Consider the following 13,279-nt stretch of genomic DNA (forward strand, 5'->3'; position numbering starts at 1 on the left):
ATCATTTTCCGTTTAGTTAAACGAAAAACGACTGATGATGTAGAAACCGAATCCACATGGACACGGCAGGCTTTGCATTATACGATGGATTTAGTCTTCCTTTATTAGCTTCCATAACTTTTTAGAATATACTAACCAAACCTTATAATCACTTATTTCTTCCCTAAAGTCGTATACTTTGTCCATATCTCTGTAATGACCAATAGCGGTTATTGGTATTTTAAATTCAACTTTACTCTTTATAACTCTTGATAAGTCAATGAATAATCCATCTTTCGTGCATTCTAAAAGTACCGATGAAATGTCTTTTGGGATATCGAAAAATTTTCTTCCAGTTAACTTATGAAGTTTCAAAGTAATAACCCTGGCTAAAAGAATTTCATAATCATGTAGGTCTGTAATATAGAGCTTGTTAAACCAGCCATCATCATGTGCAAAATAGGCAAATCGTTTCTTTGGTACATTATGTAATGGCTTTGCAAGGTGACCAAAAAACAATAATTCTGCAATTTGATTGTTGCTTAAGGTGTCCAGGTCCTCCTCTTCCGAGAAATCCACCCAACAAAAATCTCCGTAGCCATAAACATTATTCTCAATTAATTCATTTATTTCTTGCTTCGTAACATAATCAAATCTAGAATGTTGATTCCATTGTGCATTACCAAAATTATGTTTAAGAAGCAAAAGGTTTTCTGGTCTATTATATACACAGTTCATAAATTCATGGAATTCGATTCCATACGAATAAAAACAATTCGTCTGCTGCTTACATATATCAAATCCCTAATTTTCTTTCTATTCTTCATGAGATAGGCCCCTTGAAATGAACGATTTGATTGCTGTATTTATTACGCTGTTTTCGTAAATATTGTTGCTATTTAAAGTGTTCGATTATTAACCGCCTATATGAGAGGAAAGTTGGCTAAACCTCAACCCAAATACGCATAACAAAATAACATGAATGACTATTGAAATAAGAAATAAACGATTGCTTTTTTGTTTGGCTTTTTTACATAACCAAAATGACAGAAGAGGTAGAAAAATAACCAAAACTGGACCTATACCAGAAAGCATTAAAAACATGAAAGCAAAGGCTGAAGAAGGACCAATCCCATGTTCTCTATTTAACGCTATTGATTCTGGGGTGTCTACTAGCGAAACAGTAACAAACAAAATCAGCAGGATGTAGTAAATGTATAAACTAAGGAGACCTAGTACGTTTGTTCCATATTTTTTTAACTTCATTCTCAGCCTACCCCCCCTAATTCACGCACTCGTTCTAAAATGCTGAACGGTCGTAAAATTCACTCGTTTGCAAGAGTCCAACAGCATTTTCTTTTGCTTATCGGTATGTTCGAGCTTCTTGTGTAGCTCCAAAAATCGGAACCAGAACATGTAGTTGTCAATGTACTTGGTTGAAACGCCCTGGAACCTGTTCATCCACTGTTTCAAGCGTGAATGAAATGAATTGACATGCTGGATATGATAAATGGCTTTAGAAACATGCGTTCCTCTAGGCAGGATTTCGTGCGTTAGACCCTTCATTTTGGCAAACTTTTTATAGTTTGTCGCACTATCCGTACAAAGCAAAGACGAGGCAGCGATGTGTCCTCCAATGACTGTATCTATGGCTTCGGCTTTGATACGCCCGCGACCGCCCATTTGACAAATAATGTTTCCGTTACGGTCATACGCAACGATAAGCACAAAGTACAATTTGAAACTTTTCTTAATGAATTAACATTCAAGCGAGAACAAAATACATTGTTAATGATTAGTAAAAAGGGATTATCGACTGCGATGTAGCCATGATCCTTTATGTCTCGTTTTCCAATAGCTGAATCTGAGAAGCGATTGATGTGATCTGCTTTTCTAAAATGCCGCAGGATGCAACTCATTATTTTTGATCTTCAATAACTTAGGATCAAACCTATTGTTCAAGGCATTCATTTGATCATTTGATAGTTTGCCTTCAATCACGATTACTTCCTCTTTTGCATTCCAATAAGCACCGTTTATATCCTTATTGTTCCGTATAGAGAATAAGTAAACACTTATTTCTGTTGCCATATCACGAAGAAATTTCGGTTTATATTTTGCTTTCTTAAAAACTACTTTTTTACCGAATTTTTCTTCTAGCTCTTTGCGAATTTCTATCATTTCTTTTGTATCTTCATTATAAGCAAGGAAGACAATTCTGGGGTTATTTTCGTCTTCATCTTCGTAATAAATCACTGCCTGCTCGGCAAGCGCATCTCCATTCTCATTATTCGGAAATTGTTTGTTTATAGCAGCTTCCAATATTGGCGTAATCTCTCTTTGGAATGCTCCCATTGGACTCTCCTGATACACAGAAGATTCTGTATCAATTTCTCCCCTACAAGCGGTTAGCATCAACACCAACAAGAATATCCATATCGTTCTTTTAAACGTCAATTTTATCTTACCTCATTCCATCCAAATACCTATCAATCGATATTAAACTCAAAACGAATCAATATGTTGCGTAATTACATACTCCAAATAGTGGAAAAGTGTATAAGCATCCTGCCCGTTACTTTAATGGAATCAAAAAGAGGTGCTTCAATGCAGATCCTGAGCTAAAGTTTCCGTTAGTTGAACGAATTCCCACGCAAAATCAGTATTTTTTTACTTATCTCATCGGATAAATAATCATAACCCAGTTCACCGAAATGCAGTCCATCGTTTCTATGACCTCTTAATATTTCAGTTAAATTATGAAACCCCATCATACTTGAGAAAAAGTCAACATATTGGCTTCCTGTTGCTAAACTCACTTCTCTAACGACCTCTGCATATTGCTTAAGTACGACATTAGTTCGAGCATGTTGTAACCTCTCATCAACTGGTGCAGGGCTAATAAGTATGACCCTCTTTGGAGAAAGAATCGTAACAATATCAGTGAGATTCCTTTTATAGTCTAACAGTTGAACCATCTTGTGAAATGCAGCATCATTCGCACCGAATAGAACCGTCACTATATCTGGATTATGAATTAAGACATCTTTCTGAATTCTCTCAATTGCATCGAAAGTATTATTACCAGGTACGCCAGCGTTAATGACTTCCCATTCCTCGCTCAGTTTAGATTTAAGTTTTATTGTTAATAAAGAGCGGTCATGACCTTCTGTCCTTGCGGTTATGCTGTCCCCAAAACAGACCAGTTTCATTTATTTGGTCTCCTTTTGCCCAATGCGTAAAATTTATTGCCTCTCTTTTGCTAATCTGGTTATTTGTCTAATGAATTCTGTTTTATTGTCAGTGTAGGCTTCCCTATCATACTTATAAGTTTCCGCTAATTTATGCTTTAGTTCTTCATACTGTTTGGCAACAGTAGGGTTCTCACGTAGGTAGTCCCTAAAATACACTCTATCCCATAGAAAGTCCAAATCTTTTGACCCCATATGAATATGGAAGGATTCCTTTTCCAATCCTGTCGGAGAATAGCCTTTAATAAACATCAAATGATTTTTCTGTTCTTTCATGTGTATATAGTTATTTTCATTCATCTTGCTCATTATCAGTTCACAAATTCCACTTTCATTTGGAATCTCCACTAAAATATCAATTGTTGGCTTGGCTGATAAATTTGGTACAGCGGTGCTTCCGATATGTTCTATTCTTAGAGCTATTTCTGAGCCAAGAAGATTGGTTAAAAATTGTTTTTCATTTTTAAACAATAAAGTCCAATTTCCATCGTAAGGGACAACTGTTATTGGATATAATTTTCCAAGTTCATCTTTATTCATAACGAACTCACTCCTTATTGGTACGAAATCCTAAGTAAGTAAATTCCATATTGGAGTTTATAGTCCTTCTCCTGAACAAAACTGCCGTTACTTGAATGAACAAAAAAAGAGCTGCCGCGTGGCAAGCCCCTAAACTATCGTTTCCGTTAGTTCAATGGACTAGGCATTATTGAACGTATTTTATTCTCCTCTCGTCAAATGTCTTTTCGTCTGCTGTTCCATATCCATAACCGTCTCTGATAATTTGGTTAACGGGAACATGTGGGGTTAGGACAATTTTTCTTTTACCACCCTCTAATACGGTAACGATAAAGAAGTAATTTACTCCGTTTATGTGATATTTGTCCTCCTTAAATACCTCATAGTTAACAGCCACATAAAAAATATGAGGGTCGATAAATGTCTCAATATAACGTGTAGGTATATAAATTTTTCCGTATTCGTAGGGTATTTGCTTAGAAGCAACAGTTTGGGCTTTATTGATATTGAATAACCCAACCTTCTGGCCTTTATTTTGCATATTGTTGAAAAAGTTAATAAGTATGTCACGTTGACCCTTAACCCACAAATCAGGTATGTCAGACCATTCTTTTTCGTTTATTGAGTTGATGTAAATTGAAATTAAGTTTTCATCTAATCCATCTCTTGCGAATGCTAAATTTGCCGTTAGCATGTTCAGCCATAGTAAAAGTAATAACGAAATTTTAAGTTTTTGCACTTAGGCATCCCCCACATTTTCTTAGGATTAGTATGCCCATGAATTCTAACAATTTGTACCAGGTGTTTTTCACTATCCTGCCCGTTAGCGTAATGAGGCCGCCGATCTTGCCAGCAGCCTCATCATGCTTGTTTGTTATTGAACTAACGTTCGCCGGTTCTAATATGGTTTTAATTAATTAGTTGAATATGCTTTTTTCAATGTGTTTTCATCAAAGCCAAATTGAGAAACTACTCCATTCTCGAGGTAATAACAATCTACACCTATTAATTTTCCATCTGTGTTCCATGTAATAAATACCTGCCCTTTAATGACTTGGGATTTCAAATTATCTATGTCGATTATTCCATTCTTATAAATATCGTAGTCAGATTTATATCCATCTTTAGGTTCAATATCAAAACGCCATATTTTCCATTCGCCGTTCATAGCATCTGTGACTTCTGTATACTGAGTACCAAACATAACCTTAATCTGCTCTTTGGTTAATTGATATGCCAATGGATTTCTTACATCATTACCGCCTATTTCATTTTCAGCAGGTGTTTTCTCAGGTTCGGCAGATGGGGTCGTACCGTTTTGCGATTGTGCTTTCATACCTCTAAGTATTTCTAATTGTTTTGAATAAAGTTCAATAAGTGCATCGAGGTTTTGAGGTTTAGCATCTGTACCAGTTGTCGGCTGCAAGATAGCTACCTTTTTAGAATTATCCCAATCAATATTAAGGTTTAGAATATTGGCAATTTCACGTATTGGTACGTATTGAGTTCCTTGAAAATTAATACTTTGAGGAAGACCTACTTTATCACTCGCACCATAGTAATTATCGCCATGCAGTGTGCCTCTGTTTTCATCGGCAAGGTGATAAGCAAATGGAACAACCTTAGCTTCTATTTTGTATTCGGAGAACTGTGCGGCATAAACAGCAGTAGTAGTTATTAAAGCAACAACACATGTCAAACCAACAACCAACCTCTTCACCTTTATCAACTCCCATTGTTTCTCTTATAATTACAGACGCTTGGCGTAAGTAGAAAGTTTCGAATTTTGGAAATTTTTAACTTTTAACAATTGTTATTCACCCTTATATAACTAATGGGTGCATTATGAACGAATTTTTAAGTACACCATATTGCAGAAACCAGAAATAACCGTTTACCACCACGCTTAACTTCTCTGTTAAATAAACTACTTGACCCCAACTCGATATAAACAGCATTTGATTTCCATTTTTATTACATTTCTGAAGGTTTATCGGGTTCCTATGGCGAAATTTAATATTAATCCATTAACCAGAGGAGAGAAAGCATTATGATTCGGTTTACAAGAGGACCCTGGCAGGCCTCGCTGCTTATTCTCCTGTGTGCTCTGCTGTTGCTGGCCGGATGCATGGACGAAAGTGAGCCTAAATCGGTCGAAAAGGCGATTCCCACCGACCCGAGCCGCCCAGACATCGTGCTCATAGGCTCTGAAATTGAAGGCATTTATTTGGCTGACGCAGCCAGGGAAGTCGGCTTGTCCGTCGTAATACTAGATCCTCGAGACGAGCCGGGAGGCCAACTCATCCAGGGAGAAATGCACTACCTGGACGAAACGCAGGGTGGCGACGGCAAAACGCTGCTGCAGGGCAAGGTCAAGGAATTATTTGAAGCTTATAAACTGGGTTCGATCCGCAAGGGCCCGGAGTTTCAGAGCTACTTCCAAAAGCTGTTGGATGGTGTTCCGATTGAGTCAGGCATTACAATCACATCGGTGGAGTTTGGCACAGACTCTGTTACCTTGAAGAAACGGATTCAGTCTCTCAAATATCGAACCAAAAACGGACTGGACAAAGCGATTTCCGCCAAGTACTGGGTAGAAAATAGCGATTTCGCCACTTTGTCGAGCAAGCTCGGCCTGAATCGCCTTCCCGGCGTTGAAGTGGTATTTGGCGGCGACAAGGACTACATGGCCTCTTCGCTAATGATGAAGTTTAAGAACGTTGACTGGTCGAAATTCAAGCAAGAAGTGAACAAGCTTAGCAATAAGGAGCGCGAAGAGAATTACGGGAAGGCAACCACCGTGACGGATATGTTTACATGGGGCTTTGGAAATGTTGGAGGCAGGTATAAGCCTACAAGCTCACAAGTGTTTCTCCGTGGTTTGAATACGGTCAATCAGCTGAACGGCGAAGCTCTAATCAACGCATTATTGGTGTATAACGTCGATCCTTCTAATCCAGAATCTATCCGTAAGGCACTGGAACTGGGCCGGCACGAAACCGAACTTATTTTGCAGCATCTTCGTAAAGAGTTGCCAGGATGGGAGAACGCGGAGTTGAATGGCTACCCGAACTACCTGTACGTCCGGGATTATGACCGTTACGAAACAGAGTATGTGCTTCGGGCATCCGATCTGATGAGCGGTCGAATGTTCGCGGACAATGTGAGCATTGCCGGCTACAAGCTGGACCTGCAGGGTACGCAAAACTCAGTATGGGGAAAAGAAATGGGCCGTCCTGACAAATATGGCATGCCACTGCGCTCTTTCCTTTCGAAGGGATACGCAAACGTCATCGTGGCCGGCAAAAATGTAGGTGCCGCCGGAATTGCATACGGAAGCGCTCGAATTCAGCCGAATACGTCGATCGCCGGTGAGGTTATCGGTTATCTGCTCGGCTATGTAGAGGAAGGCTTGCTTCCTCTCACAAGACTTACCGATATTCAGATGGCGGAGTTCCAGAAAACACTGAAATCAAGAGGCATCACTGTTACCGGCGTGGAAGGAAGAAATAAACAAAATGATGTGGACGATGGTATTCGGGTGCTGTACGATCGGGAATCGTCTCAGATAAAGTAACGCTTATTTCGCTTATTTCGCTTATTTGAACTAAACAAGGGAGATTAACGAAAAACCTCTTAACGGAGGTTTTTTTATTGTTTAAATGGGTTATGTTTCCTTCCGTTAACCTGCCTGTTCGTAACGATCGATCCTCGATTTAGTCAGATTTGCCTTTCCGTCAATCACTTTTTGTAAATCTTCATATAAGAAAAAAGAGCTGCCGCGAGGCAAGGCTCCTTCACTATCGTTTCCGTTAGTTTAATAATTAATGAGTTTTGAAGTATTGATAAACTACGCTTATTCCATCCTCAATCTCTTCTTTTTCATAAGGCATTACCCCATTTGATTCATAGACACTTTTCCAAAATTTTAAGGCTGGAGTGTTGGTTTGTGCCTGGCTAATTGCATATCTGCCAGGATACATTTCAAAAAACTTGTTACAAGCTAATTTTCCAATCCCTTTCCTTCTCTGGTTTCTGAGAATAAAGAAGGAATTCAACACATAATCTGCATATTCTTGATTTGAATATGGACCACTTTGCAATAGAATAAAGCCTATTGGTTTACCATTTAAATTAATAAAAAATGGTGATAGTCCCTCTTTATCAAAAAACATGTCAAGAACATCGAATTCGAAAAGCCCATTATCCGAATTTAAATTTATGCCTTCAATGAATTCGGATAAGTCGTGTAAAAACAACGTCATTAAATTTCTTAATATTTCTTTTCGATCCGAATCTACTTTATCTATGAGTAACTCCATTATTCTACCCCCACCAGTCTCCAATCAAGCTTTCTTACCTAATAATGATGCAATAAAGTTCAGTTCGTTGGAAGCTTAAATTTATATTTAATCATTCTTTACCAATCTAAAAATCTCAGCGTAAGCATCTCTATCTTCCACCAAAAAAGCTGTTCGTTACTTCATTAAATGAAAAAGGAGCTGCCTCGTGGCAAGCTCTGAACTATCGTCTTCCGTTAGCTTAATTCCTCCAGTTATTGAATTACGTCACGGAGTGCAAGAGAATCTTCTACTGAAAGCTTTCTGTACAAATTTTGAGCCTCAATATAAACTTCCGCGAATTCATTCGTAAACCAAACATCATACCAAACAGATAATGCTTCACTACCATCAGTAGGTTCGAAATAAATTTTATTACGGGCGGTATAGTCATGCTAATCTTCGATTTTTTCCAATCCCCTTTTTTTAACACCGATTTGATGGCTAGAACTGTATTCTTATCTGTAACCTCTTTGTGTTTTTCGTGTTTGTTTTCTGTTCCGGAGCGTTTGAGAACTACCAACTTGTCATTGTTTATCTGCTGTTTGCTTTGGCAGCCTACACATATAAGCATCATTGAAAAGATCAAAATTAAAATCGATCTACCCATTAAATCCCACCTCCTGTATTAATATATGAACGAAATCTATTAGCCAAAAGTTACAAAAGCTTTTTCGGGAAATTGTTAAACTAGTCTGCCCGTTAGCTCAACGAGGTTGCCATTCCATTGCCAGCAGCCTCGTTCTAATTGTTAAACTATAGTTCTTCATTAGTGGAGAATAAAAAACGGATGCCGAAGCACCCGCACTATTTCACCTTATTTTCTTGCAATGATCATGAAGCGTTTTGAATTGGTCATGATCCCCTTATTCGTTTGATGTTTCCCGATGAATTTTTCAAGTAAAGCAAAGTCATTTTCACTTTGCCCAAAGTTCGGAATGATCGGAGTGTGCTTCAGTAAGAATATTAAATCTTCGTAAGATTTGTACCATTCCGTTACGTCATAATCAAAACCTTGAATATCATGAAACCCTGCTTCACGTAATTCTGTAATATATTTATTTTTTAACGTCCCGTCCTGAATACCAAATAACTGACCTCTTTCAAAAGCCTGTTTGATGTTGATTTTATCATCTTCGCTTACTTGCTGCGTTAGAAATATGCCGTCATCTACTAAGACTCTAGCCACTTCCTCCGCATTAATTGGTGCATGACGAGAAGATACAATGTTAAAAAAACCATTGGGGAAATCTATTTTGTCAGAATCCATTTGCAAAATACGTACATTGGAAATCCTTGAGGATTCCAAGTTAACACTTGCGGCATCAAGCATTCCAACCGAAATGTCAATTCCCACTAATAGCAAAGCTACCTCAGCGATTGACAACAAAGCTTCCCCACCAGCAGTACCTATGTCCAACAATATGTCCGATTTCTTGCATCTTTGGGAAACTTCATGATAAAAATCCCATTTTGCTCCCTCGGATGCAGACCTGACTTTGCTAAAGTCCCATCCATTTAAGTTTCCACAGCGATCGTAAAAGTTCTTGTACACTAATTCGTTCATTTATTCTCAATCCTCCAATGAGATAATAAAAAGCCAAAGGGTGTCCCTTGGCTTTAACGTAAGGATGACAGCCGACACCGTTCAAAGTTTAGTTTTCATTGATCAAAAGGGCAGAGAACCCCCTTGATGGCTGGTACGCGTTTTTTCCAGCCCGAAAACTAAATACCTCGAACGATACGGAATGACATCCGCTTCACCTCATTTTGAAAGATATTCCAATTATAAGTCTAAAGTAAATGACAAATCAATGTTTATTAGATAACTGCCAGTGAGTTGAAAAGGCCGTCAATTCTGGCAGCCTTTTGTCATTATGCTATCTGTTTTCCGTTAGCTTAATCGTTCTTCAATTAAGTTTAACAGCAGTGCTTTCTCCTGATCAGGAATCCATTCCGATAGTCTAGCCGCTGCAATCGGCAACATCCACTCATCAATGTCGCTGAACTGCAGATCAGAAAATGTAAGATAATGTTCCAAATATATTTCATTTATCTTATCCCTCATCAGTTGAAGTGCATCTTTAACGCTCTTTGGGGCATCATCAGGCAACGTACCAAAACGGAATAAGAGTAGAGTGCGTGCGACATCACCGGCAGGATTACCGACCATTCCAGTCATCCAATCGATTACCCAATTAAGCTCACCGATCATGGCATTCTCCGGGTGAAAATCACCATGGCATAGACAGTTTCCGTCTGGTAGTTGTTCCAAATAATCAATTATCTCTTTCTTCACATCATTCGAGAGTTGTGCTGCGTTCTGTATATTACGGGCTAATACCACTTTCTGTTTTAGGACGGGCGATCTTCCATTTCTCTCTACATCTAGTTCATATTTATGAATATGATAATGTAGTTCAGCAAACTCTTTTGTTAAACGATATAGTTCGTTAGGATGTTGAACAATCATACGAAGCATAGTTGAGCCCTCGATCCGTTCAAACACGATACCTTTCCTATGTTCAAAGTCGATTAAATCGTACACTCTGGGCGAAGGGATTCCAAGGAAGGCGACAATCTGATTTACCTCATATTCATATCTGATTGCTTCCACAGGAAATTCGTTCCGATAAAGCTTTAAAATTTTCCCCAGTCCTTGCTCGAAAATTTCAGCTGTTCGACCCTCGCTAAGCTTTATCATTTTATCATCTCCTATTGGAAATCTGCTCGTACTTATGATCTCATTGAGAAAGCCGCCGATACATAGCTGTCTGCGGTCTTCACCTGAATATATTTTGGTATAGTTCCCGATAGCTGAACAAGGCTTATGTACTGAGTCTCAAAAAATAAGGTCATCTCTAGTTTGAATCCCATGTAATTCGCAAAAAACTCTATATTTATTTAGGACGGTATAAATGTCGTCTTGTCCGATAATGTGATCGTTCTCATCAAAATATTGAAGAGAACCCCCCAATATGAAAAGAGTGACTACTTCTTCGTCTTCTGTAATCAGGGTATGAATGTCGCCTGGTGGTTCAAATATAAAGGTACCCGGAACAGCCACCCATTCGCGCCCTTCGTATCTCCATTTACCTTGAATATTATAGCCAATTACCGATCCACCAGTGTGTCTGTGTCTTCCCAAAACCTGATTGCTCTTAATTTTAAATAAATAAATCCATGTTCCGGTGTTTAGATCAAAGCGTAAAGGCTTGAAATAACAAGAGTGATTATCAGTGAACGGTATCCAAGGCAATTCTTCAATGTTAACTATACGTTCTGGCAACTGAAATTTTTCTGCGAGTTTTATTACTGCTTCTTCAATAAGGGAATTCATAGAGGCACCTTCATTCAAATGTGGTTAGGATATAATTAGTATTCGAAATCTGCCCCAATTTTTCCTTTATTTTCATCCACCTGTCGCCATGCTAAACTGCCCGTTAGCTTAACGCTTGGAGGGAACTAATACAATCGAACTCGCCTTAATAACGGAACGTTTTGATGCTTCGGTAGAGTGCCATCTCCTTATATTTTCAGGTGTATCAAGGGTAACTTTTACCGTTTGAGACCTAGTGTAATCATTCTTCGTTAGTATTTCCCCTTTATCATCTATGAATTTCGTATCATCTTTGAACTGGATGAAACAGTTATATCCGATAGAATTAATTTTTCCACTTACCCCTTTATTTACCTCGTCGGAACAATCGACAACTACACCGTTCGGCAAAACTTCACTTATTTGACCCTCTATGAATTTCGAATAAGTGTCATCGTTATTACAGCCAATTACAAGGAGCGTTAATAAGAAATAGGACAACGCAGCCCGATTCATAAAACTTGTTCGTATCATGTATACACCCCGTTTCTTTACATATTAGACGTATATACATTCTATATCGTTGCGTTATTTTTCCTAATAATTCCACAAAAACATTCCGATGACACCACACTTTACTGCCCGTTAGTTGAGCGCTGCCCTGTGAGTCTAATAGTTTATTTTCTAAGTCTACAACTTTATTTTCAGTCTAAAATACTTTATTTTCACTGAACAGCATGCATCACGAGGCCTAAATGCCTTGTTTTGTATGTTACACCATTAAAGGAACTTGCCAATCTTGCAAAAATAGAAGCGGCAAACCAAATAGCTCTGGTTTGCCGCTGCCGCGTTACTTTGCAATTCTTTAATCCTTTATTGAAAATATGGCAGATAAATATCGAATTGATGGACTACACGAAGTGTATCCGTCTGCTTCCCCTCATAAAACACTTTCACTTCCCAGTATTCTTCCATTCGGTTTTGTACAGAAATCTTCTCTGAAACAAATGTGTACTTACTAAAATCTTGCGAAGCTAATTCTTGAACAGCTGTACTTTGAATATTTGTTTTAAAACCAGCTAGTTGATCTAGCATGTCTATTTTATTCTCTTTAATAAGTGTCAACACAAAGTTTGCGGTTTTCTCAGGAGTAGCTAACTCTGATTTAATGGCATCAGCAAATACAAGTTGAGATGGTATGTAGTTGCCCCCAGGAGTCGTGACTGCAAAATAAAACGTATCAAAATGTTTACCGTCATATTGAATGTCTACAATCCAATTCTTATGATCGCCAGATTTATCACCATCTTCTGCTTGTTTCCAAAGGAAATCAAGCTTACTAACATCGATATCTTTAACCTTAGCAAGTGAATCATTGGTAACCCAAATTTTCTTAATTCTGTTATATCTCTCTAAGGTTTTAATATCACCATCGATGAGTAGTTGGATCACTTTCAATGCTGCTCTGTCTCTAGGTTCTAGTATTTTTTCTGGTTTTAAAATCGCAGAAGGAGACGGTGTTGAAGTTATTTCAACATTAGATTTATTGGAATTCTCCATTTTGCTTTCTACTCTTTGACATCCAGCGATTAAACAAACAAGACAACTAAAAATCAAAATCTTCTTTATAATTTTCATGCTGTTAAACATCCCCTCTTATTTTCATTCGTTACGTTCAAACCTTGTTGACAAATAGATAGAATTTAACTTCTCACTTTTATGAAAAAGCGCCAGCCTATGTATTATGACATAAAATCCTCTATGAAATTATAACATAGTATTATTATTGTGCTATCGTTCTTCGTTAGTTCAACACGAAATGCCTCGGGCAGACCAGTGTGGCTTTAGCCCCGTAGCGTGAATACGGTTTT

15 protein-coding genes and 1 pseudogene are annotated in these 13,279 nt (G+C 38.1%); 1 reads left to right on the plus strand and 15 read right to left on the minus strand.

The window, feature by feature from the left end; all coding sequences use genetic code 11:
• Window positions 1–90: 90 nt before the first annotated feature.
• The 8 genes and pseudogenes from QFZ80_RS00005 to QFZ80_RS00040 form a co-directional block, all read right to left on the minus strand.
• Window positions 91–558: a hypothetical protein gene (locus QFZ80_RS00005; protein WP_307544698.1), complete on the minus strand. Its 468-nt coding sequence runs from the start codon at window positions 556–558 to the stop codon at window positions 91–93.
• Between the two features lie 336 nt (window positions 559–894).
• Window positions 895–1,245, minus strand: a complete 351-nt coding sequence (locus QFZ80_RS00010; RefSeq protein ID WP_307544696.1) for a hypothetical protein — start codon at window positions 1,243–1,245, stop codon at window positions 895–897.
• Between the two features lie 21 nt (window positions 1,246–1,266).
• Window positions 1,267–1,704 (minus strand): annotated as a pseudogene (locus QFZ80_RS00015) (IS1595 family transposase); the annotation flags it as partial.
• 168 nt (window positions 1,705–1,872) lie between these two features.
• Window positions 1,873–2,436 (minus strand): hypothetical protein, encoded by a 564-nt coding sequence (locus QFZ80_RS00020; protein ID WP_307544694.1) that lies wholly within the window; start codon window positions 2,434–2,436, stop codon window positions 1,873–1,875.
• 176 nt (window positions 2,437–2,612) lie between these two features.
• Entirely contained in the window at window positions 2,613–3,191 is a 579-nt protein-coding gene (locus QFZ80_RS00025; protein ID WP_307544692.1) for a GDSL-type esterase/lipase family protein, read from the minus strand.
• A 33-nt stretch (window positions 3,192–3,224) separates the two neighbouring features.
• Complete coding sequence (locus QFZ80_RS00030; RefSeq protein ID WP_307544690.1) at window positions 3,225–3,770, minus strand: GrpB family protein; 546 nt, start codon at window positions 3,768–3,770, stop codon at window positions 3,225–3,227.
• A 166-nt stretch (window positions 3,771–3,936) separates the two neighbouring features.
• Window positions 3,937–4,488 carry a hypothetical protein gene (locus QFZ80_RS00035; protein WP_307544688.1) on the minus strand — a complete coding sequence of 184 codons (552 nt, stop codon included), beginning with the start codon at window positions 4,486–4,488 and terminating at the stop codon, window positions 3,937–3,939.
• A gap of 174 nt (window positions 4,489–4,662) precedes the next feature.
• Window positions 4,663–5,469, minus strand: a complete 807-nt coding sequence (locus QFZ80_RS00040) for a stalk domain-containing protein (RefSeq protein ID WP_307544686.1) — start codon at window positions 5,467–5,469, stop codon at window positions 4,663–4,665.
• A gap of 330 nt (window positions 5,470–5,799) precedes the next feature.
• Between QFZ80_RS00040 and QFZ80_RS00045 the strand changes: the two genes are divergently transcribed.
• Entirely contained in the window at window positions 5,800–7,326 is a 1,527-nt protein-coding gene (locus QFZ80_RS00045) for an FAD-dependent oxidoreductase (RefSeq protein WP_307544684.1), read from the plus strand.
• Between the two features lie 247 nt (window positions 7,327–7,573).
• Here the strand turns inward: QFZ80_RS00045 and QFZ80_RS00050 are convergent, their stop codons facing one another.
• The 7 genes from QFZ80_RS00050 to QFZ80_RS00080 all read right to left on the minus strand — a co-directional run bounded on the left by QFZ80_RS00050 (window position 7,574) and on the right by QFZ80_RS00080 (window position 13,046).
• The gene (locus tag QFZ80_RS00050; protein ID WP_307544681.1) at window positions 7,574–8,071 is read right to left on the minus strand and encodes a GNAT family N-acetyltransferase; all 498 of its coding nucleotides are present in this window, start codon (window positions 8,069–8,071) and stop codon (window positions 7,574–7,576) included.
• Between the two features lie 268 nt (window positions 8,072–8,339).
• Window positions 8,340–8,699: a hypothetical protein gene (locus tag QFZ80_RS00055; protein ID WP_307544679.1), complete on the minus strand. Its 360-nt coding sequence runs from the start codon at window positions 8,697–8,699 to the stop codon at window positions 8,340–8,342.
• Between the two features lie 207 nt (window positions 8,700–8,906).
• Complete coding sequence (locus QFZ80_RS00060) at window positions 8,907–9,656, minus strand: class I SAM-dependent methyltransferase (protein WP_307544678.1); 750 nt, start codon at window positions 9,654–9,656, stop codon at window positions 8,907–8,909.
• A 327-nt stretch (window positions 9,657–9,983) separates the two neighbouring features.
• The gene (locus QFZ80_RS00065) at window positions 9,984–10,793 is read right to left on the minus strand and encodes a phosphotransferase family protein (protein WP_307544676.1); all 810 of its coding nucleotides are present in this window, start codon (window positions 10,791–10,793) and stop codon (window positions 9,984–9,986) included.
• A 138-nt stretch (window positions 10,794–10,931) separates the two neighbouring features.
• Window positions 10,932–11,429, minus strand: coding sequence for a 2,4'-dihydroxyacetophenone dioxygenase family protein (locus QFZ80_RS00070; protein ID WP_307544674.1), 498 nt, complete (start codon window positions 11,427–11,429; stop codon window positions 10,932–10,934).
• A 108-nt stretch (window positions 11,430–11,537) separates the two neighbouring features.
• Window positions 11,538–11,942: a hypothetical protein gene (locus QFZ80_RS00075; RefSeq protein ID WP_307544672.1), complete on the minus strand. Its 405-nt coding sequence runs from the start codon at window positions 11,940–11,942 to the stop codon at window positions 11,538–11,540.
• Window positions 11,943–12,281: 339 nt separating this feature from the next.
• Complete coding sequence (locus tag QFZ80_RS00080; protein WP_307544670.1) at window positions 12,282–13,046, minus strand: hypothetical protein; 765 nt, start codon at window positions 13,044–13,046, stop codon at window positions 12,282–12,284.
• Window positions 13,047–13,279: the final 233 nt, after the last annotated feature.

Source organism: Paenibacillus sp. V4I7, assembly GCF_030817275.1.
Classification (GTDB): Bacteria; Bacillota; Bacilli; order Paenibacillales; family NBRC-103111; genus Paenibacillus_E.